The 22,121-nt window shown below is 50.3% G+C and carries 19 protein-coding genes; 8 read left to right on the top strand and 11 right to left on the bottom strand.

Features of this window, described 5'->3' with window-relative positions:
• The first annotated feature begins 434 nt into the window (after positions 1-434).
• Complete coding sequence (locus AADEFJLK_RS19670) at positions 435-647, top strand: hypothetical protein (RefSeq protein ID WP_088619751.1); 213 nt, start codon at positions 435-437, stop codon at positions 645-647.
• Between the two features lie 341 nt (positions 648-988).
• On the opposite strand, the gene AADEFJLK_RS19675 is transcribed toward AADEFJLK_RS19670, so the two are convergent.
• The 10 genes from AADEFJLK_RS19675 to AADEFJLK_RS19720 all read right to left on the bottom strand — a co-directional run bounded on the left by AADEFJLK_RS19675 (position 989) and on the right by AADEFJLK_RS19720 (position 13,195).
• On the bottom strand, positions 989-1,558 hold the full coding sequence (locus AADEFJLK_RS19675) for an amino acid kinase family protein (RefSeq protein ID WP_103975466.1): 570 nt from the start codon (positions 1,556-1,558) through the stop codon (positions 989-991).
• On the bottom strand, positions 1,545-2,939 hold the full coding sequence (pabB, locus tag AADEFJLK_RS19680; protein ID WP_103975467.1) for an aminodeoxychorismate synthase component I: 1,395 nt from the start codon (positions 2,937-2,939) through the stop codon (positions 1,545-1,547). The genes AADEFJLK_RS19675 and pabB overlap by 14 nt, the downstream gene beginning before the upstream one ends.
• Positions 2,940-3,399: 460 nt before the next feature.
• A complete protein-coding gene (locus tag AADEFJLK_RS19685) occupies positions 3,400-3,762 on the bottom strand; it encodes a hypothetical protein (RefSeq protein WP_088619754.1) in 363 nt (120 codons plus the stop codon).
• A 435-nt stretch (positions 3,763-4,197) separates the two neighbouring features.
• On the bottom strand, positions 4,198-4,608 hold the full coding sequence (locus tag AADEFJLK_RS19690) for a hypothetical protein (RefSeq protein ID WP_103975468.1): 411 nt from the start codon (positions 4,606-4,608) through the stop codon (positions 4,198-4,200).
• A 49-nt stretch (positions 4,609-4,657) separates the two neighbouring features.
• A complete protein-coding gene (locus AADEFJLK_RS19695; RefSeq protein WP_103975469.1) occupies positions 4,658-7,783 on the bottom strand; it encodes an efflux RND transporter permease subunit in 3,126 nt (1,041 codons plus the stop codon).
• Positions 7,780-8,922 carry an efflux RND transporter periplasmic adaptor subunit gene (locus AADEFJLK_RS19700; RefSeq protein WP_088619757.1) on the bottom strand — a complete coding sequence of 381 codons (1,143 nt, stop codon included), beginning with the start codon at positions 8,920-8,922 and terminating at the stop codon, positions 7,780-7,782. Before AADEFJLK_RS19700 ends, AADEFJLK_RS19695 begins: the two co-directional genes overlap by 4 nt.
• Entirely contained in the window at positions 8,919-10,289 is a 1,371-nt protein-coding gene (locus AADEFJLK_RS19705; protein ID WP_249028092.1) for a TolC family protein, read from the bottom strand. Before AADEFJLK_RS19705 ends, AADEFJLK_RS19700 begins: the two co-directional genes overlap by 4 nt.
• A 445-nt stretch (positions 10,290-10,734) precedes the next feature.
• Positions 10,735-11,187, bottom strand: a complete 453-nt coding sequence (locus AADEFJLK_RS19710) for a single-stranded DNA-binding protein (RefSeq protein WP_103975471.1) — start codon at positions 11,185-11,187, stop codon at positions 10,735-10,737.
• A 74-nt stretch (positions 11,188-11,261) separates the two neighbouring features.
• Complete coding sequence (locus AADEFJLK_RS19715; protein ID WP_103975472.1) at positions 11,262-12,269, bottom strand: DUF475 domain-containing protein; 1,008 nt, start codon at positions 12,267-12,269, stop codon at positions 11,262-11,264.
• A gap of 191 nt (positions 12,270-12,460) precedes the next feature.
• Positions 12,461-13,195 carry an SIMPL domain-containing protein gene (locus tag AADEFJLK_RS19720; RefSeq protein ID WP_088619761.1) on the bottom strand — a complete coding sequence of 245 codons (735 nt, stop codon included), beginning with the start codon at positions 13,193-13,195 and terminating at the stop codon, positions 12,461-12,463.
• 476 nt (positions 13,196-13,671) lie between these two features.
• On the opposite strand from AADEFJLK_RS19720, the gene AADEFJLK_RS24740 reads away from it, so the two are divergent.
• The 4 genes from AADEFJLK_RS24740 to AADEFJLK_RS19735 all read left to right on the top strand — a co-directional run bounded on the left by AADEFJLK_RS24740 (position 13,672) and on the right by AADEFJLK_RS19735 (position 16,714).
• The gene (locus AADEFJLK_RS24740) at positions 13,672-13,815 is read left to right on the top strand and encodes a hypothetical protein (RefSeq protein WP_170065191.1); all 144 of its coding nucleotides are present in this window, start codon (positions 13,672-13,674) and stop codon (positions 13,813-13,815) included.
• Positions 13,816-13,887: 72 nt separating this feature from the next.
• The gene (locus tag AADEFJLK_RS19725; RefSeq protein WP_408630490.1) at positions 13,888-14,415 is read left to right on the top strand and encodes a cupredoxin domain-containing protein; all 528 of its coding nucleotides are present in this window, start codon (positions 13,888-13,890) and stop codon (positions 14,413-14,415) included.
• On the top strand, positions 14,412-16,037 hold the full coding sequence (locus AADEFJLK_RS19730; RefSeq protein WP_103975474.1) for a b(o/a)3-type cytochrome-c oxidase subunit 1: 1,626 nt from the start codon (positions 14,412-14,414) through the stop codon (positions 16,035-16,037). Before AADEFJLK_RS19725 ends, AADEFJLK_RS19730 begins: the two co-directional genes overlap by 4 nt.
• Before the next feature lie 2 nt (positions 16,038-16,039).
• A complete protein-coding gene (locus AADEFJLK_RS19735; protein ID WP_088619763.1) occupies positions 16,040-16,714 on the top strand; it encodes a c-type cytochrome in 675 nt (224 codons plus the stop codon).
• Between the two features lie 84 nt (positions 16,715-16,798).
• Here the strand turns inward: AADEFJLK_RS19735 and AADEFJLK_RS19740 are convergent, their stop codons facing one another.
• On the bottom strand, positions 16,799-17,005 hold the full coding sequence (locus AADEFJLK_RS19740) for a hypothetical protein (RefSeq protein ID WP_103975475.1): 207 nt from the start codon (positions 17,003-17,005) through the stop codon (positions 16,799-16,801).
• Positions 17,006-17,524: 519 nt separating this feature from the next.
• On the opposite strand from AADEFJLK_RS19740, the gene AADEFJLK_RS19745 reads away from it, so the two are divergent.
• The 3 genes from AADEFJLK_RS19745 to AADEFJLK_RS19755 all read left to right on the top strand — a co-directional run bounded on the left by AADEFJLK_RS19745 (position 17,525) and on the right by AADEFJLK_RS19755 (position 21,984).
• Positions 17,525-20,341, top strand: coding sequence for a SpoIIE family protein phosphatase (locus AADEFJLK_RS19745; protein ID WP_103975476.1), 2,817 nt, complete (start codon positions 17,525-17,527; stop codon positions 20,339-20,341).
• Positions 20,341-21,504: a PhnD/SsuA/transferrin family substrate-binding protein gene (locus tag AADEFJLK_RS19750; RefSeq protein WP_103975477.1), complete on the top strand. Its 1,164-nt coding sequence runs from the start codon at positions 20,341-20,343 to the stop codon at positions 21,502-21,504. The genes AADEFJLK_RS19745 and AADEFJLK_RS19750 overlap by 1 nt, the downstream gene beginning before the upstream one ends.
• 201 nt (positions 21,505-21,705) lie before the next feature.
• Positions 21,706-21,984: a hypothetical protein gene (locus AADEFJLK_RS19755; RefSeq protein ID WP_146054677.1), complete on the top strand. Its 279-nt coding sequence runs from the start codon at positions 21,706-21,708 to the stop codon at positions 21,982-21,984.
• Positions 21,985-22,121 lie beyond the last annotated feature (137 nt).

The raw sequence follows: 22,121 nt of genomic DNA on the forward strand, positions 1-22,121 counted from the left end.
GATGCGCTAGTTTCTTATTGCTTATGCTATCAGTGCATAACGCCAACCCGTTCAGCCTAAATAACTGCACTAATTCAGCGTCAGTTTTCTTGGCTAACCCCGCTGTCAAACGGCAAAAAGTGCGCCTTATCCCCACCCCGCCTAAAACCACCCGCCTAGCCACATCCAGACAATTCCTAAGAAGCTAACGTAAAAAATAATTATTTTTCTGAAAACTAACGCGATTAATAATCTTTTAATAAAAAAGCAACTCATTGTAAAAGTTACTAACGTCTTTTATGATTATTATTTTGCTTGACCTAACATATTTTCTCATGATAAAAATAGATCGTTGTTTTAGCGACAGCAAACAACCGGCCCGCCATTCGGGCCGCTCCCTTAGAGGAAGGGGAAATAACAACTATTAATTTCAATGACCAAGAGAGGACTTTAAAATGAGTGAAACAGTAAAAGAAGACAATTCTTTGTGGTATATCGTTGGCGGTTGTATCGTCGCCATGATTGCGATTGTTATTTTCCTGAGAGGCGAAAAATCAGAACATTTGAAAAGCGGTGCGGTTGCGCAATTGCAAGCCGAAACGTTTGCTAACATTGAAAAAAGACACACGCAAAACAACGTGACCGAAGCCCAAAAAGCCGGCAAGTAAGACACATAAACCTCTCCGCAGCTTCAGGTAGCGGAGGGGTTTTTGCCCGTTACCCAGCGGCCATCAGAAGTCGGGTAGGGCACTAAAAAACAGCGATTAGCAAAAAACAGCACGGATTCTTGCGCCTTAGTCGGCTTATTTTAAAAGTTAGCCGCCACCATTTAAGCGCAACTTGGCAGTCCTAAGAAGTGGCTTGTTAAGTGTGGTATCGGGATAGCGTGTAACCGGATCAACCTCAAGGCGTTTTTACTACCTTCAGCCGGTAGGGTGGGCAAAGTGCTTTTTGCCCACTATTTTTTTGCGCCTGACCTTAAAGTCCGTCGCCTAGTAGCCTCAAGCCTTTAGAACGCAGCGCATTGGAATTGCGCGGCACTGATAATGTGGATAGGGTAAGCCGCCACAGCGGCAAAACCAGGAAAAGCCTTATCGACAACCCCCCGCACTGCCAACTCCCGCCAACTTAACTTTGCGTCTACCGTTATGGATTTGACCAGCACCAAGGCCTCGGCGGCTAGGGTATTGGCTAGCCAAGCGGCTAGGCTGTCTGAGGTAATGTCCCAACTGGCCGGAATGCCCGCCCGGTCGAGTTCGGCGACATCGGGTGACCAAATGAGGGTGCGCGGAGAGGGATTGGCTTGGCGGAGGCTGGCTAAGGAACCCGTCAGCGCGAATTCAGGTTTCAGGTCATGGCACAGCAAGGCCATTTGCTGCATGGCTAACAGCGCCATCGCATGGGCGGCAGTCTCGCTGAAGTGCCAGATTTGTTGGCTTAAACGCACTTGCTCGGCGAAATCGCCGCCGCCCGGCACCACCACCACCGCTTGGCTAGGAAAGTTTGTGGCTATGCTATCCAAACAGCCGCGCAAGTGCCGCGCCTGCGCCAAACTGCCGCCCAGCTTAACGACAATCATCGCGGCTAAATTGCCGTAAAACGCTTAACAAGGCGGCGGCTTTATCGAAACATTCTTGATATTCTTCTTCCAACACCGAATCGTTGACAATGCCGCCCCCCGCCCAATAACGGATGGTATCGCCGGACTGCACGAGGGTTCTAATGGCGATATTGCTGTCCATATTGCCGTCAAAACCGATATAGGCAATGGCGCCGCAATAAATGCCGCGCCGCTGTGGCTCCAATTCTTCTATCACTTCCATTGCGCGGATTTTCGGCGCACCGGTAATGGAGCCGCCGGGAAAGCAGCTTTTTAATAAATCCAGCGCGTGTTGGTCGGCAGCCAAAGTGCCGGTAATGGTGCTGACCAAATGATGCACGGTGGCATAGCTCTCCACCGCAAACAAGGTCGGCACTTTGACCGAGCCGATAGTGCAGGTTTTACCAATATCATTACGCAATAAATCGACAATCATCAGATTTTCGGCGCGGTCTTTCGGGCTATTTTCCAAGAGCACGATTTGTTGGCGGTCTGCGTCGGCATCGGCTTTGCGCGGGCGTGTGCCTTTTATAGGCTTGGTTTCGACGCTACCCTGTTGCAATTTTAAAAACCGCTCCGGCGACGAGCTTAAGATGCGCACTTCGGGCAGGTTAAGATAGGCACTGAACGGGGCGGCATTAACTTGCCGCAACAGTTGATACGCCGTCCATGGGTCGCCCTCGCAACGGGCGGCGAAGCGCTGGGTCAGATTGACCTGATAACAATCGCCTTCTTTCAGATACTGCTTAATGCGCCGGAAAGCTTGGGCGTAGTAGGCACTGTCCATATTGGGTGAAATGTCGCCCAGCACTGCAAACGGGCGGGGGAGGGTGGTATCGGGCAAGGTACTAAAACGTGCCAATAAACGCTCACAGTCGGGCAGATCCAGGCCTTGGGCAACCAAAACGCTTTGCTGTTGTTGATGGTCGACAATCACCGCCCACTGGTAAATGCCCACCGCCATTTCGGCAATATGCTCGGCATCTTCGGCAATGACGGGCAACTGTTCCAAACGCCGCGCCAGATCATAAGAAAAATAGCCGATAGCCCCGCCATTAAACGGCAGCACCGGTATATTTAGCGCCCGCCCCGCCCAAGCTTGCAACTGTTGTTTGACCAACAGGAAAGGATCGGCCCCGCTATAACTGACCCCTTGGGGTGTGCTGATGGCCGTGGTTTCGCCATGTGTCAACAGGGTGCACAGCGGTTCGGCGGCAATAATATCATAGCGGCCCTGTTGGCTGGATGGAGAGCCGCTATCGAGAAAAACCGCCCAAGGCTGGTCTGCCCACGCTGAAAACAGCGCGGCACTGTCTGCAAAATACGGCAGCGGAAAAGTGTTTGGAAGTGATACCGACATTAAAAAGGCGTGTAATGGGGGAATGAAGGTTGTGCCGAAACGCAAGCGGTAGCTTGCCGGACGGCAAAGCCAATAAGAAAACGGACGAAAAACGCTGAGCCTATGGGTAAGGTTTTGCTAGGAGTGCTGGCATTAATAGGCACAAGCAATTTAGCAGACCGTTTCAAAAACGTCTACAGCAAGCAATGAATTGCTTGGCAATCTTAGCCTATTGTAACACTATTTCCCGCCAAACTGTCCGCGATGACGCAATCGGTTCTGGAATGTGCTTATAAGCCTAGCCGTGAATAAAGCATAAGCCCATTTAACTGGCAGTTTTACCAGCCCGGTAAGCTAAAATTTATCCACAAAAAAGCCCCGTGCCGTAAACGGCACGGGGCTTTTGCTCAGCCGTCGGCAGATTATACTTTATTTTAAAAACCAATCCCTTGATAATCTGTCGGCGGCAATAGGAAACATTTTACAAAACTAACTTCGCTTCCAATGCCATAACGCTACGGCGAGCCAGCGCCAAATTGCTTTTTGCCTTATCCAGTACCACATAAAGGAACACGCCTTCATATTTTTCAGTCGGGCGGATGATGTGGTATTGCTTGCCCAGTGTCAGCAAAATATCTTCAATGTCGTCTTTCAAACCCAATGCTTTCATTGTTTTTAGCTTTGAGCGCACGACTTCGGAGTTGCCTGCTGCCGCCAACTCTACGTCAAGACCCGTTCCAGCGGATGCTAACAACATGCCGCTGTTACCGTCAACCACCGCAGCGACTATTGCGCCGTCAATAGATGTAACCAATTCTTCTACCGTTTCTTTGATGTTACTCATTATTTTTCCTCGCAACGTATCCACGAAAAGACTATAACCGCTAGCCAACAGGCAGCCGCAATAGGCGGATACAAATTAAAATATATAAAGGGGTTGGTTTTTGTAGGCTTGGCGAGTCGTTTTGCAGGGCAAGGTTAAAACAAACTTTGAAAAGCCGCTTTAGCCATACTCGGTATTTTCAGCAATTATCGCGCCAAAAACAGAGGTCTACCGGCAAAATACAAATAAAAAGCATAAGACGTTGAATGGTAAGCTTATTTTTATTCTTGATAAGAAAAAGCAAAACTTGATAGGTGCTGCAATCACTATAATTGGTTTAAATAAACCAATTATAGTGTGCATTTGCCCACATTGCGGTGGATTTGCACCAATTAAGGCTTTGGGGAACTTAAGCAACTGATCTGGTGTTTTTATATAAAGACAAAAGTTTATAAGTTAATCTGTCGTTTGCCCATGATAATTAAGCTTGGCCAGCAAGCGCAGATCAATGGCATGGGTATCCATGTCCAAGCGTTTGACTATCGCGCTGATCGGCAAACACCGTAAGGATTCTATTGGCCCAAAGCGCAAAGCGAACAGGCGGTTTTGTTTTTGCGGGGGATAACGCCCCATAATCGCAGCGCAATGGGTATCAATCAGCCCCCTCGCTTTGTGCAATTCGGTACGGCAAGCAGGGCTTAAGGCAGTATCGACAGGCGCCACAACAGGCGGGGCGGCAACGGGGGCGGTAATACCGCGTGCCTTATCGCGCAACGCCGCCAACTTACGGCTTTCGCTGGGGGCAACTAAGGTGCTGGCTTCTTGTACGGTGACGCGTTGGCGTGGGGCAGTGGGTTTATCGGTCATACAGTTTTGCTGGTGTTAAAAAAACGGTTATGGCATATAAGCCAATAATTTACCCCTGCCGAATGTCCACTTCATCCAACTCTTGGTCATCCAAGTTCGGTAAAGCGACGCGGGGCGCAAACAAGCGGTACAAAACCGGGACTAACAAAACCGTCATCACCGTTGCACTAAACAGCCCCCAGACAATCACTGTCGCCAACGGCCTTTGCACATCCGAACCCAAGCCGGTCGCTAACGAAGCCGGCACCAACCCTAAAATCGCTACCAAAGACGCGACTAATATAGGCCGGACGCAGCGCACCGCCCCTTCGACAATCGCCTGTTCCAAGGCAATGCCCGCCAAGCGCAATTCGGTGATGGTGCGGACAATCAACACCCCGTTCATAATCGACACGCCAAACACGGCGGCAAAGCCGACTCCAGAGGAGACGTTCAAATTCATATCGCGCAAATACAGCGCGGTAATGCCGCCGACAAAGGCGAACGGAATCGCCAGCAACAGCACTAACGCCGCCCTGACCGAGCCGAACGTCACCAGCAACAGGGTAAAAATCACCCCGATACTGGCAGGCACCAACACTTTAAAATGCTCCGCTGCCCGCGCCAGATTCTCAAACATGCCTAACCACGCGACACGGTAGCCGTCCGGCACGGTAATCTGCTGACCAAACAGCCGCTGTGCTTCGGCGACAAAACTGCCTTGGTCGCGCCCGACAATATCCGTCCGCACTGTCAGCCGTCGCCGCCCGTCATCCCTGGCAATCAGGGTCTGGCCGTCGATAATGTCAATATGGGCGACTTGCGCCAAGGGGATGGGGATACCTTCGGCATTGTACACGGGCAAACGCCCGATGGCGGCAGGAGAGCGCAAATGTTCTTTGGCAAACCGGGCGACAATATCAATGCGCCGCTCACCCTCAAATAAATTACCGATAGGCGAGCCGCCGATGGCGACATCAATCAGCCGCGTCACATCCTCAACGCTGACATTATAGCGGGCGCACAACGAGCGTTCAGGGCTGATGACCAATTGTGGCTGCGGGCCTTCCTGTTCGATACTGACATCGGTAGCCCCCGGCACTTGGCTGAGCAAGTCTTTGGTTTTCCGCGCCAACCCCAATAACACCGCCGAATCAGTGCCGGAAAATTCGACCGCCAAATTCGCGGACGTGCCATTGGCATCTTCGGTGACACTATCAATAATCGGTTGGGTGAAATTAAAGCGGGTGGTCGGAAACTCCGAACGGAAACTGTTGCCTAACGCCGCCACCAATTCCTGCTTACGCTGGAACTGCACCCATTCGTCACGCGATTTCGGGCCGATCAGCATTTCCAAACGGCTGGGCGGGAACGGGTCGGTACCGCTGTCGCCACGCCCGGCCTGCACCACCATAAAATCAATATCAGGATATTTCAACGCAATTTCGCGCAAGCGTTGGCCGAACTTCGACGTTTGCTGTAAAGACGTGCCTTCCGGGAAATTGGCGCGTACCCAAATCATCCCTTCATCCATATACGGCAAAAACTCGCTGCCGAGCTTGGGCAAAATCACCACCAACACCGCCACCAACACTGCGACGGAACTGCCGAGCGCCAGCCAGCGGAAGCGCAGCAAACGCGCCAGCAACGCCGCATAGCGCGGATACGCCCACGTTAACAGCGGATTTTCCCAATCGCTATAGCCTTTTCTAAACAGATAACTGGCAAAAGTCGGCACGATAAACAGAGCGTAAATCATCGCCCCGACTAAAGCGAACAAAATGGTCAACGCCATGGGGCGAAACAGCAAACCCTCAATATGGGTCAGCGTCAACAACGGCAAAAACGCCCCGACAATCATTAAAATCGAAAAAAACACTGGCCGTTCGACCTGTAACGAAGCCTGCAAAACGGTTTTGGCAACCCCGGTCTTATCCTGCCTGAGCTTGGCCTCATGCAGCTTATGGGCGATATTTTCCGCCATAATCACCGAGCCATCGACGATAATGCCAAAATCTATCGCCCCAATAGACAGCAAACCAATAGGGATACCGAACGCCTTCATCATCACCAACGCAAACAACAGCGAGAACGGGATGGTCAAGGCCACCAACAACGCCAGCGACGGGCGGCCTAAGAAAAATAACAGCACCAACGTGACCAGCGACACCCCTAACAGGACGCTGTGGCCAACCGTATGCAAGGTATTGCTGACCAACTGCGAGCGGTCATAAAACGGCTCGACACTGACCCCTTCCGGCAAATCGACATCATTTAGCGCGGCAATGACCGTTTTGACGTTTTTTAAGGTGTCCGAGGTATTCTCCCCCCGGCGCATCAGCACAATCCCTTCAATCGCTTGGTCGGTTTGGTCTTTGCTTAAAATGCCCGCCGGAATTTTCGCATCCACTTCGACATCGGCGACATCATGGACATAAATCGGTGTGCCGCCGAAAGATTTGATATAAATATTGCCGATTTCCCCGACACTTTGCAGCGACCCCTTGCCCCGGATCACAAACGACATGCTGCCGCGCGACAACACGCTGCCGCCCGCGCTTTCATTATTGGTTTGGATGGCATCGACGACATCATTGAGCGACAACCCGAAGCGCTGCAATTGCGACGGGTTCATCAGCACTGCATATTGTTTCTCAAAACCGCCAAAATTCGAGACATCGGCCACCCCGGCGGCGCGTAACAAATGCGGAATCACTACCCAATCATTGATAGAACGCAATTCGGTCAGATCATAGCGGCCATCCGAGACCAATTCATAGCGCAAAATTTCCCCATACGCCGTCGCCAACGGCCCCAATTGCGCGGAGGCCCCAGTCGGCAAATCGACATTCGCCAACTTCTCTTGGACACGCTGCCGCGCCCAATAACTTTCCGAGCCTTCTTCAAACGTCAATTGCACCACCGACAGACCGAAAATCGTCCGCGAGCGGATCGTCTGCACTTTCGGCACGTTACGCATTTCGATTTCCATCGGCACGGTCACTTGCCGCTCCACCTCCTCAGGGGCGCGGCCCGGATACACGGTGACAATCTGCACCATCTGCGACGATATGTCAGGATAGGCATCAATCTGCATATTCAGAAACGACCACAACCCCAGCAAAAGCACCGCGACCGTACCGCCCAACACCATCAGGCGGTGGTGCATGGCTTTGCTCAGCAGTTGCGGGATCATAACTTGGCTCCAGACAAAGGCCGCCGATTATCCGCCTCTTCGTTTTGCAGCGACTGCACCAGCATAGGCTTTAACAGAATCGCGCCATTACCGATAATACGCTCGCCTTCGCGCACCCCTTTCAGGATTTCGATACGGTCATCAATACTTTCGCCGACGCTCACTTCGGTGATGCGCCATAAACCCTCTTGCGCACCAATTAACACATAATCGGAATTGCCGCTGTGCAGCACCCCGTCGGTAGGCACTAAAATGGCATCGCGCGGGTCGGTGCCTAGGCCAATTTCGGCATACATGCCGGGTTTAAATTGGTCAGCGGCATCGTTCAGCTCAAAAAACACCCGCAAAGTATGGCGTTCCGCCGATAAGGTCGGCGCTAAGCTGCGCACCTTACCCGCAAACACCTGATCTGGCAAACCGTAAAAACGCGCCGCACACGCTTGCCCCACCGCCACCAAACTGATGCGCAATTCGGGCACGTCGGCCATAATCAGCGACACCCCAGGGCTGGAGCTTTCCAGCAATACAGGATCAACCCCTTCCTGTAACAGCTTGCGCTCTAACGCCGCCCGGCTACGGCTGGAGACGGTCAGCGCCGTTTCCGCCTCATAAACATCTTTTTGCCCGCCCAGTTGTACTTCCATCAGCGTCGCCTCGGCGGCGGTCAAATCCCTAATCGCCTCCGTCCCCGTGGCGACCAGTTTTCTCAGCCTGTCCACCGCCAGCTTTTGCGAATTATATTGCGCGGCGGTCAGCTCGCGGATTTTTTCCAGCCGCTTGGCATTAAAATCCTTTTCCGCTTGCGCCCGTTGCCAATCGGCATACACCCCCGATAATTCAATGCTATTGAATTGCCAACGGTCTTCTTTAGGCGCGGAACCGACGGGTAAGCGTGCCACCACTGCCCCGGTCACCACCAATAAAGGCGTGGTTATGCGCTGCTTTTGGACGCTGGTGATGCTGAATTTTTGCTCCAACAAACTGCCCGCCTTGACGCGGATCAAACGGTTGCCCGCCAACTCAACCACAGGTGACGAAACCACCGTTTCGGGCTTGGTATCCGCCCCGGCATTCAGGCTAAGCAGCGCCAACACAGCCACACCTACCCTTAAGCGGCGGCATAAGAATAACCCCATCATCGTACTATTTCCTTACCCATCGCAGCGTTAAGCTGATACAAAGAATGCCAATAACTGGAGCGCCCGCTGATATGGACGCGGTAAGTCTCCAGATAAGCCCGTTGTGCGTCCAGCACCTCAATCAGCGTTTTACCGCCTAGCTCATAAGCTTGGGTGATTTTATCGCGGACATTTTTGGCCGCTTCCAATTGCCCCGGATCGTCGCTGGTTAAAAATTGGTAGGCTGACGCGAAAGTCTGCACCGCTTGGTCTATTTCGGCACGCAAATCGACCAATTGGGCTTGCAAATTCAGTTGGGTTTGGTTGTACACCGACTTAGCCTTACCGATATTGCCCTGGTTACGGTCAAACAGCGGCACACTGACGCTCACCCCCGCCATCCATGAATCGGCATCGGGATAGCCAATGGCCTGTTGCTGGAATTGGCGGGTATACCCGACGCTGGGTGTAATGGCCGGATAAGCCTTGGTTTCCTCCCACTTAATGTCGGCATTGGCCTTAGCCAACTGCTCACGCAACGAAGCCAAATCAGGGCGGTTTTCTGCCGCCCATTGCAAGGCCGATTCGATACTGATGGGTTTCGCCAAGTTGCCGACTTCCAAACTACCCTTCACCTTAATCGGCGTGGCTTCGGCGATACCTAACAACGCCCGGAAACGGTTACGCGCCGCCGCCAAATCCAACTCCCGCGCATGGACATCCCGGCGGCTACTGAAAATGGACAAACGGATACGGTCGGTCTCGATAGTGCCGACCCCGCCAAACGCCACCCGGTTACGAATGATATTTTCCATTTTAGCCAGATTGTCTAAGTTTTCCTGCGCCAGCTCCAACATCGCCTGCATTTCCAGCACATCGTAAAACGCCGAAATGGTCGCGGCAATCCTGACCCTAACGGTATTGGCAAAATCCGCTTCGGCAACATCCACCCCCTTCGCTCCCGAAACCATCGCCGCCGCCCGTTTGCCAAACACAAACCAATCAATCGGCATGGCGACATTAAAGTCAAATTGTGGTGGCCCGCCTTGTCGCGTCACGGTAAACGTCCGTGTCAACGGCATAAGCTGGATGTCGGTACTGACTTGGGGATTGGGCAATAACCCAGCGGTGAGCAAATCGGCTTGCGCCTGATTAATGCCTTCAAACGCGGCGGCGATGCGTGGATCAGCTTGCAAAGCCGTCTGCACGGCTTGGTTTAAGGTAAATTCTTGGGTTTCGCTAGCTAGCTTAGGTTTAATCGGTGCTGGCGTAGTACCTGCCGCCTCAAGAAAATGCGCGGTGCTCAGGTGTGCATCCTGACGATAAACCGACAACGGTGTCGGTGCGTAGGCTTGACTGGCACAACCGCACAGCAGCAGCCACGCCACGCGGCATGACCCGAATAAAAAAACCTTTATTAATCGGGGGGTAGTGTTATTCAAATCAGTCATAGATATTTAGGCGGTTGCTTAACTCAAAACGCCCCACTAGGGTAACATCCTGAGTGGGGCGCTTAGCAGGGAGACGCTTATCCTAGGGGCGCGGGCAGCTTGCCCGCAAAAGTTTATGGCTCTTGCCAAACTTATGCCATGGGCGTACCTTAGGAACGTGCATGACATAAAATCTGTTGAACAGGCGAAAGTACAACAACCCCCTCCCTGCCTCCCCCTTGGCAGGGGGAGGGGCTTTTTCCCCTGATTTTCGCCTGTACTAAGGGGAGGGCTGGGGTGGGGTTTAACACGCTGAGGTGCAATGGAACGCTTACTTAATTTTATGCACACGCCTTATCTCATGCCCGTGCCTTATTATAAAGCACGATGGCCGAGCCTATTATTAAAACGGGATGTCATCATCATAAGGCTCGTCAAAATTATCATGGCTGGCGGTTTGCGGCTGTGGCGCATTACCCCGCGCTGACGGTGCCGGACTGCCATAACCTGTCCCTGCTGAGGCCGCAGGCGCACCGCCCTCATTGCGTTTACCGACCAAATCGAGGATGTTCGCGTTCAATTCCAACGAAGTCCGCATCGTACCGTCATTGGCTTTATACTCGCTTTGTGACAACTCCCCGGACACAAACACCTGCTGGCCTTTTTTCAGATAATTCTGCAAATTGCCCTCGGCGCGTTTGCCGAACACCGCCACCCGAATCCACAAGGTTTGCTGCTTATCACCAAAACCAATATTATTGGCGACGTTAACATTCAACACAGCCATACCCGCCGGGGTATAGCGCACTTCGGCATCACGGCCTACCGTGCCGGTAAAACTAAATACATTACTCATAACAATCTCTGGGGGGGTTAATAATTCATCTATTATCGGCGGCTTTGCAGTACATCGCCAATAGTGCGGATAGTTTAATCGTTTTCGGCCTGTTTATAGCGTATCGACGAAAACACCGACAAGCCAATCAGCACCGCACCGATCAAGCCAGTGACAATTTCAGGAATTTCATGGGTCATACTCACCAACATAATCGCCGCTAAGCTACCTATCGCATAATGGGCGCCATGCTCCAGAAACACATACTCGTCCAAGGTTCCCTTGCGCACTAAAAACACCGTCAGACTTCTGACAAACATTGCGCCTATCGCCAAACCCAGCATGATGATGACCACGTCTTGGGTAATCGCGAACGCGCCGATCACACCATCAAAAGAAAACGACGCATCCAATACTTCCAGATACAAAAAGCTCATGACGCTGCCTTTTTTCAGCACTTCCGCCAGCTCTTCACCTTCTTCCTCGTCCTCAAACAGGGCTGACATGCTATCAACAACGACAAACAGCATCACCCCGAAAACACCGGACACCAACGCCTCGTGGCGGATCGCTTCGGGCAATAAATACTGGGTCACCATCAATACAGCCAAAGCCAAAATAACTTCCAGCGACTCCAACTTGCCAAAATCCGACAGTTTCTTTTCGATATAGCCCAGCCAATGCAGTTCCTTACCCGTATCAAAAATAAACGAAAAGAACACCATCAACAAAAACATCCCGCCGAAAGCGGCAATCTGCACATGCGACTCAGTCAAATGCTTGGCATACGTTTCAGGATCATGCAGCGCCATTTGCGTCACGCCGATAAAATCAATCCCCGTCGCCATCGCCACAATCGCGATAGGAAACAATAAGCGCATCCCAAACACCGCGATTAAAATCCCCCAAGTCAGGAAGTATTGCTGCCAGCGCTCATCCATTTTTTTCAGGATAGAGGCGTTGACCACCGCATTGTCAAAAGACAAGCTGACCTCCAGCACACCCAAAATCAAAGCAATCGCCGCCCCGGTAGGCCCGCCCCAATAAAAGGCAATCGCCAGACACACAATGGTGATAATAATAGAAAGTCGAAAATGCTGCATAGAATATCCTTAACTGAATGGTTTAACCCGCAACTATAAGACCATTTTCGGTAAAATCAATCATTAAATGGTGGCAAACGTTGAGGGCGAAATAGAGAGTATTGTATTGTTTTTTTAGAGGAGGTGAGAATGGTTAAGGCGATAAAATTATATTTTCACAATCGGGAATGACAGATCAATGCACGCTTAGTCTACTTTGTTTCAAGCTTGAAAATAACATTAACCCTCTTTTCGATCTTAATCGTCGCAGGAATAAATATTATCTCCCCTCCGCTAGCCATCATAGATTTTTTGAACATACTGTCTAAAACGTCGCGCGTATTAGACATACCAAATTGATCCTCCATGCTATTAAAGCCCCGGTCTGATATGGCATACACAGATCCTAGTTTAGCACCTATACCGCTAGCCATATTTTCAGCCTGCATTTTGGCGTTAGCGCAAGCGTCTGCCGTCAAAGCGGTTTCCAACGCTTTACGTTGGGCTACCTCGAATTGGACATTGATGTTAGTGACATTCCTATATTTCAATAATTTTTCGATTAATGCCGAATATTGGCTAAGCCCATGTAATTTTATGGAAAATTTTTGCTTAACCTCATATCCGAGGATTTTTAACTGCACATAATCTTTTTCTTGGCGAACCGCCCTCTTATCAATCTCGTAAGTTTCGATATCGTTTGTCGGAATTGCCATGATTTTGAATAAGCCGATCAATTCGATGCTCCGCTTTGTTAGTATGTCGAGAGATTTTTCTGGATTCTCATCGAACGCTTCCACATCAAAAGTAATGGTCGCCAAATCGGGAGGCACTTCTTTAATCGCCGTACCCACGGCAAAAAGAAAAGGAAAATCAGGCCACTGAGATGCGGCGGCAATATTCCATTGCAACATCAATACAGCCATAACAATCATGTGTTTTTTCATATTGCCGATTCCTGTGCAGGGGAGGTTGTGGTCACATAAAATATGCTGACTGTTATTTTACCTTAACTATAGCGTAACACCTGAAAATAACGGTGTTGCAAACTTCTTTCATTTTGAAGCCTATGGTTTAAAAAACCATTACCGCTAAGGCTTTCGGCATAGTTTGAGAATTAAGGCGATAACCCAACATCTAATAAACCCTATCGAAACAATCCTTTTTGCCAATGTAAACAAGTTTTAAGCGAAAGTAACGCCATCCGTTATCCAAACTTAAAGGTAAGCTAAGCCGCATCAGTCAAAAAAACAAAAACCCTACATTAAAACAGACAAAGCTAATATTTCCCCCTATAATTACCCCATCACTAATAATGATTTTGCAACACCATAAATGATGCTGTGCAAGCTTGGCCATCCTGCCTAAAGCCTGATAGCAATCCTGCTTTGCCCGGCATCGGTTAATCTAAAGAGAGGATAATATGCAGTCTATAAGTGAAGAAGAGCGCCAACAGATTCTAGAAAGTTCGCCGGTCGGCACTTTTGCCCTCATGTCAGCGGTGATCGGCGGTATGGTCGTGGCTTGGCTGTTTTTGTATTACGGCGTATTTTTGCCGCGCGGCTAGGGGGAGATAATGCAAATAGACACCGCAAAAATCCTCGCCCAGCTACGCACTTGGTGCACCGAATTTAACGCCATCCATATCGACCCCTTAGAAAAGAAATGGATCGCCATTTCCCTGGCCGTGGTCGGCCTGTTCGTCGCCATCATTACCCTAGATGCCTTGTTCCACGGCATTAACCCGCCCAGCAAGGTGGAGACCATCGACTCGGCCAGCCTGCACCTTAGCACCGAGTTTGCCGAAGACAAGCTCGGCGTACAAACCGATGCCCAGGGCGTTATTACTGTCCGCATGGTCGCTGGCCGTTATTCGTTTTTCCCTAAGCACATCACCGTACCCGCCGAAACCCCGCTGACCTTCCGTTGGGTCAGTATGGACGTGCTGCACGGCGTACATATCCCCATGACCAATATGAGCACGATGATCGTACCGGGCTATGTCGCGGAAATCACCACCACTTTTCCTAAACCCGGCGAATATCCTTTGCTGTGCAATGAGTATTGCGGTTTAGGCCATAACCACATGTGGAGCAACATTTCGGTCATTGCCAAAGAAGATTGGCAAGCGTCGGTTAAATCACCTGCCCAAGGAGAACAAAAATGACGACTGCGGCGACTAAAAAACTCGCGTTAAGCCATTTATGGGTGGCGTTTGCCGCTTTTATAGTGGCTTGTTTTATGGGCGAATACCAAGTGCTGGAGCGGAGCGGCTTTATTTCCGCCTTAGATTCCGCCCCGGTCTATTTCGCATCGGTCAGTACCCACGGGGTGCTGATGGCGTTTGTCCTGACCACTTTTTTTATCATGGGTTTTGGTTATTACATTGCCACTACCACCTTAAAGCAACCGTTATGGAACCTGCCGCTGGCTTGGGGCGGTTTCTGGCTGGCTTTATTCGGCGTGGTGTTGGCGGCTGTGCCCTTACTGACAGGTAAGGCATCGGTGCTGTATACGTTTTACCCGCCGATTGTCGCCCATGCCGCGTTTTATATCGGCGCTACTTTGTTGGTCGTCGGCTCGTGGGTTTGGTGCGCCATCATGCTGGTGATGTTTAGCCAATGGAAAAAAGCCAACCCCGGCCAAACTGTGCCGCTGGCGATGTTCGCCACCGCCGCCAATGCCATGTTATGGCTGTGGACTAGCGCGGGCGTGGCCTTAGAAGTTTTGTTCCAGTTAATCCCGCTGTCGTTGGGCTGGATAGATACTATAGACCCCGGTCTTGCCAGAACGTTGTTCGCTTGGACCTTACACCCTATCGTGTATTTTTGGCTTATCCCCGCTTACACGGCGTTTTATGTCTTCGTCCCCAAACAAGCGGGCGGTTATTTGTTCAGCGACGAAATGGCGCGGATTGCCTTTATCGTTTTGGCGGTGTTTGCCTTGCCGATAGGTTTCCACCATTTATATATGGACCCTGAGCAAGCCAAAGGCTGGAAATTGCTGCACGGCATCGGCACGTTTGTGGTGGCTTTACCAACCCTAGTGACTGGCTTTACGGTGATTGCTTCGTTGGAAATCGCCGGACGCTTGCGTGGCGGCAAAGGCCTGTTTGGCTGGATAGGCACGTTACCGTGGACGAACACCATGGTGCTGTCGGTTATTTTGGCCTTATTGATGCTGATTTTTGGCGGCTTTGGCGGTATCGTCAATGCCAGTTACGCCATGAATGCGATGATCCATAACACTGCTTGGGTGCCTGGACATTTCCATCTGATTTTCGGCGGCACGACCATTATTATGTATTTCGCCATTGCCTATTATCTCTGGCCTATCTTAAGCGGCAAGCCGCTGTATTCTAATGAAATGGCCTTAACGCAATTATGGTTATGGTTTATCGGCATGGTGATTTTAACGACCCCGTGGCATGTGTTAGGCCTGTTAGGCCAACCGCGCCGCATTTCCAGCGTGGTTTATAACAATCTGCTGACCTTGGCGTGGAAACCTTACGAATTGGCGATGATCTTTGGCGGCTTAGTCCTGCTCGGCTCCGCTTGTTTGTTTATCTACAATCTGGTTAAAACCCAGTTAAACCCGACTGCCGAAGCCCTTACCGAAGAGTTGGAATTTGCCGAGCCTATCCATGCCGTCACCGCCCTGCCTGAGTATCTGAACAGCCTGACGCTGTGGAATAAGGTGATTGCCGTATTAATGGTGATCAGCTTCGGTTATCCGATTTTGCAGTTCTTTATTATGAAAACCTTTGGCTCTAGCGCGTGGGGATATTAATCATGAAACAGCTCTTCTTAACGCTCGCCTTACTGGCTCCGTTAGCGCTCCAAGCCGAACCTGCGTCTAAAATCGCCTGGACACCCGACACCCTGAATTTCGTCAAAAAAGGCGACCCTAAACAAGGTAAGGTGTTGGCCGAATCGTGCCAAAGCTGCCATGGGCAAAACGGCGAAGGCTTAGCCGCCGAAACCCGCGACGGCGAAACCCTGCCCGCCATTCCGGCACTGGCCGGGCAAACCGCCACTTATACCTATAAGCAATTGCGTGATTATTTTAACGATAGCCGCAGCAACGATTCTATGACGGGCATTGCCAAAGGCTTAAGCGAACAAAACGCCGCCGATCTGGCGGCGTGGTTCGCGTCATTACCGATGCCGGAACACAAAGCCACCAAAGCCGCATCGGCCAAAGCGGAAAAACTGGTCTCCGAAGGCGACGGCAAACGCATCCTCCCCCCTTGCTCAACCTGCCACGGCAGCCAAGGCCAAGGCGAGAAGATGGACATCCCGGCACTGGCAGGGCAACAGGCGGATTACTTCGCCAACACCCTGCTCGCCTATAAAAAAGGCGAACGCCATAACGACATCTACAGCCGGATGCGCTTAATCTCGCAACAATTGACGGAAACGGAAATTAGGGAATTGGCGGATTATTATGAGGGCTTGAAGAAATAAGGCTGGCGTAAATTCGCCGGGAAAGGCCTTTCGGGTTTTTAAAACCTGAAAGGCCTGCTTCGCCATAGGCTTAGAAATATAACATCAGCAAAAGTCACCATAACCGTATACGCCAGAAAAATAATCGGCTACCGTTACGTCTTGCTCTCCGCGCTTTAACACAACGATATTAGCCTGCTCTGCCGCTTGCACAATTAGCGGATTGTGTGCGCTGACGATAAACTGGGTGTCAATAAAACGCTCACTCAAATACCACCATGATGGTGCGTTACCACTGGCATAGCCACTCATTGGTGCGCAAAGGCTTTTTTACCTTGCATTTAATCCCCCACAAGATGGCAGTTTTAACTGGCCTATCCAAATCATCTTAAAAAACATTATAAATTATAAGGCTTTGTAATGCCCTCCTATAAGTAATATGACGTATTGCGGAACTGCTTCACAAAATTAATAATGTCCCCGTCTACACCGAAACGCACACCTTGCCGAAGAGGTGTTAAACCCAACGCTTGCATTTAACCCATTACCCCCAAGCTTAAAACAACTTCAAACCCTCATCGTTGTGCAATTATCCAACCTTATCTCCTCATCCTTATTAAGGGGCGGAGCCTACAGGAATGGCCGAAACAGCGGCTCAAAAAACGTTCGATTGTTTGCCAGCATCTGACCTGACAGTGACTAAAAGCCCGTTAGGATTAACGTTATCTTATAAAGCAACGGGTTGATTTTTCTTGGGATACAAAAGACGCTCAAATTATTGTTAACAATTTGAATACTCCGTAATAGCCACCTCACCTTGAGGAAAATGCCATGAATACCACCGTGCAATTAGCTGAAAGCCCACAACCGCCTAGGCAAAAAGATAAACCTAAAATCAATTTCTTATTGGTCAATATGTGGGGACGCTACACCTTGGCCTTGTTATTGATTGCTGGCCTTACGACCTCGGCTTTTTTCATTATGAGCGATTTGCTTAAGATTAACGAAAAAAGCGGCGCGATAGTGAATGTTAGCGGTCGGCAGCGGATGCTCTCGCAACGGGGCGCTTTGCTCGCCTTGCGGTTGATTGCCGAACAAAACCCGGTCATTAAAGCCCATGTGCGTGATGAATTGACGCAAATGACCGAGCTGATGCTGAAATCCCACGAGGGGCTGGTGAAAGGCAGTGAGGAAATGGACTTGCCGTCGACAATGTCCGACGCGATGCACAACATGTATTTTAACCCGCCGAAATCCCTAGACTTGCAAGTACGCAATTTCATCACAATGCTCCAGACGCTGATTAGCGACTCTTACCAGCCGAACACCACACTGGACAACCCGCATCTGCAATACATCTTAAAAGAAGCACCGAACCGCCGCTTGTTAAAGACACTGGATGAAGCCGTTAACCAATACGAAGCGGAGGCTGCCAGCGAAATCCAAAAAGCCATGCGCTGGGAAGAATATGTTTTCATTACGACTTTACTGACTCTGTTCTTTGAAGGTTTGTTAATTTTTAGGCCGATTATCAAACGGGTCAAGATTGCCACCAACGCTCTGATGAAGGAAAAACAATTCAGCGAAAACATCATCAATACCTCGCAAGCGTTGATTATTGCCGTAGACCAACGCGGTGATATTGTCCTGTTCAATCAGTACAGCCAAGAGCTGTCGGGTTGGCAAGCGCAAGAGGTGGTCGGCAAAAACTTTTTCGAACTGCTGATCCCTGAAAGCGATCAAGAACAGTTACGCACAACATTCCACGCCATGTTTGCAGGTCAATCCGCCAGCCAATTGGAATCGCCGTTAATCATCCGCAGCGGCCAGCAATTGCTGGTCGAATGGTCGAACACCTTGATTAAGGATCCCATCACCCGCCAACCTGCCTTGCTAATTGCCACCGGGATTGATGTGACTGCCCGCCATTTGGCGTTGACCGAGCTGTCGTCCGCTTTGACTAAATCGGCGGCTTTAAGCAACCGCTTACAAGAGGAAGTCTCACACGCGGGCCTATTGCAAAAAGCCATGATGCCGCCGCCAGTGTTCCAACTGCCGGGCGTTCACGGCCAAGTCAAACTGACTACGTCCACGGAAGTGGGCGGCGACTATTACGACTATTACGAGGTGGACGGTTGCCATGCCGTGTTTTTGGTCGGCGATGTCAGTGGTCATGGCGTGGCGGCAGGTACGCTGGTCAGTGCGGCGAAAATGAGTGTGCATCAATTGGTTAACCAAGGCGAGACCGACCCCGCCGCCATGCTGGAGCATATCAACAACGCTTTGTTGGCAGTTAAGCACGAAAGCATGTTCATGACGATGATGTGCTTTAGCTTGGATAGCCGCAACGGCCATTTACGCATTGCTAATGCTGGGCATGTGTTTCCGTATTTATGGGTTGCTGCCGAAAAAGATTGGTGTGCCATCGAAGCGGAAGGCTTGCCGTTAGGTAAAGTTGAAGAGCCCGGCTATACCGAAATGAGCTTAACCCTACAGCCAAATGACCGCTTGTTTATCTTTACGGACGGTATTGTTGAAGAAGAGTCGCCGACAGGTGCCGCCTTTGGGTTTGATGCGATTGAAGACTTGCTTTACCAAGCGTTGGACGCGCCCATGGAAGGCATTCTGGAACTGTTTTTTGGGCAGTTACAGACCCATTGCCAAAAAGATACCTTTAGCGACGATGTCACGCTGATGCTGATCGAACACACCCAACGCATCGCCTATTCCACGCCAACCCCGGCCCATACGCCTGATAAGCAAGAACTCATGCAAATCAGCGGCACGGATTTCTTAAATGACCCCAATATTGGTAGCCAAATTTCCCGCCAACATATCTTGGTTCTTTTTGATGACCAACAATTGCTGGAGCTGTTGCCCTTTTTATGTATTGAAGGGGTGCGCCGGGTATTGCCCGCCCAGCACGCCTTTTTACGCGAATTGGGTTGGCAAAAACTCTTGCAACAACACGCCATAATAGCGGGAGACGATATATTCCAATGGCTGCCCCACCCTGAATTGCAACGGCAGTTTATTTTGTCGCACAGTGATGATAAGCAATTTGTCTTGCAGGAAATGACCGGCTTGCTGCAAGAAGAAACCAAAATCCCTGAAGAGTTACGCGAGATTATCATTTTGCTCGCCGACGAGTTATTGGAAAACAGCCTGTACGGTGCCCCTAGGGATAGCCAAAACCAGCCGTTGTATCCTAAGGGAACAGAACGGGATGTTAGCCCTGCTGAGGGCATACGCATTGATTTGGTAAAAGATGACAAATGTCTGGGGATTATGGTCACTGACCACTGGGGCACTTTTACGCCCGTTATCTTCCTGAAACGGTTGTTGCTGAACAGTGCCCAAGCCGGGTTGGAAGCGGGAATCGGCGGGGCAGGCCTGTATCTGATCTGGCGGATTTGTGATTATTTGCAAGTGCGCGTCTTCCCGAACCAAAAAACCCAAATCACTTTGTTATGGTCGCTCACTCACGAATCTGATCATGATAACGATAGCGGCTTCCAATTTTTCTATCATAACGAGATCAACGAAGTCATGGCGGAGGCCGATGTTTTGGAGCATTTTGAAAGCTATAGCGAAGACCTGCCCCATCCGGTAGCCGCTAATCCGAACCCAACAACTGGAGAGATGTGATGGTCCAAGCCCCCAACTTAACGATTGCCACGGTACATAGCGATGACACGCTGCACGAATTTAAATTGTCCGGCCAAATTGATGTCACTGCCGCCCCGGTCATCGACACACTGGCCAGCCGTAAGCTTGCGGCAGCGAGCCGGGTAATTTTGGATTTTGCCGATATTGACCGCATTAATTCTATGGGGCTGGCGCAGCTTATGAGGGTGTTGGAGCAATGGCGTGGCCAAGCAATCCGTATAGAAGTGCGGAATTTAAACCGCGTCGTCAGTATGTTATTTAAAATGACGGGCTTAAACCGTTATTTTAGCGACACGCCAGAAGCGGGTGACGCGGTAAAACCCGCCGCAAGCAACGATAATGCGGCCAAGTTACGCTCGGTGAAACGCATACGCCCCGTGGCCGAACCCGTCAACAGCAATCGGCTGGATTTTTCGGTCAGTTTGCAAAATAGCCAACAATTGGCGGGCTGGTATGTTTTTAATACATTTTTGCAACGGCATCTGGAAAAAGCCATTCATCTGGATGTCAAGCAACCGGGCATCAACCAGCCTTTACACCAAAATGCCTTGGTTTTCGCCAAACCGTTCGATGCTTGTATCCTGATGGCTAAACACCAGTTTATTCCTATTGCCAAGCCCATAGACGAAACCGACGAAGTCAGCATTGTCGTGCGCAACGATATGCCGCCTAAAAGCATTGCGGAATTTTTGGCCGCCTCGGTCGTGACCGCCAGCGCAACGGATTTTATTTATGTCTTGGGGCAGTTTTTATGCGACGAATGCGGTTTAGCGTCAACTGGCTTAAGCTATACCTTTACCGGCAACGACATCAAAGCCTTGCAAACCTTGTTAAAAGGCCAAGCGGATTTGTTGTTTATGACCAAACGGAATTACCACCAATTATCGCGCCTAAGCCGCGAAGGCACCCGCTTGCTGGAAGAAAGCGAAACGGCTATGGCTTATCCTATGCTGTTGCTCTCACCCAGCTATGCCAGTTTGCAAAACACCCTCGCCGACACCCTGCTGGCCATGCAGGACGATGACAAAAGCCGCCAAATCTTAGGCGATCTGGGCTTAGCTGGCTGGTGTCTGCCTGAGCAGACCGAGTTGGATATGTTGTTGATGCTTTATAACCGTTATGCCAAGGCAAGTGTGGCATAACGCAGGGCAGCGCTTGCGCGGCCCTATTGGTGTTTAGGGTCTGGCTGGGGAAAAAAGTGGCTTAAATACGTTGCCGCCAAAAGGTGTTTAAATTATTTTTAGGTTAATTATCAAAAGGCTATTTGATGTGCTGCCTGTTTTGTGGGATATTCACGTTTTTAGCAGCGACCTTGTTTTCTTTGTGGTGGTTTAGTTATGCTTATGGATAACCTACTGATAATCGCATTCATTCTGTTAATTGTCCTCGCCAATGCGCTGGTGTCGTTCGCTGTTGTGTGTAGCGACGCTTTTGAGCCTAGGCAAAAAGCTTTCCAATTGCTTTTGATTTGGTTAGTGCCTGTTTTCGGTGCGGCTTTTTTATGGGCGGTATTGCGTGAAGAACGGCCTTTTAAGTTTAAAAAGGGTTATGGCACAGATGTCGATGATGATCTGGGTTATCTGCCTTTACGGCAGCATCGTGATTCAGATGTTGATGATTGAGCTTTGGGCCGATGCGCTTGTTGCGTTATCATCAGAGTTCGTCGCCAGCCGGAAAACTGTCAAAATTCTTCCTATTTCCTCGCCCTCCAGCCATTTGCGGTGGCAAAGTCCTGTATAATTCCTTACAATATAAGCAT

The organism is Methylovulum psychrotolerans (assembly GCF_002923755.1).
Taxonomy (GTDB): domain Bacteria; phylum Pseudomonadota; class Gammaproteobacteria; order Methylococcales; family Methylomonadaceae; genus Methylovulum; species Methylovulum psychrotolerans.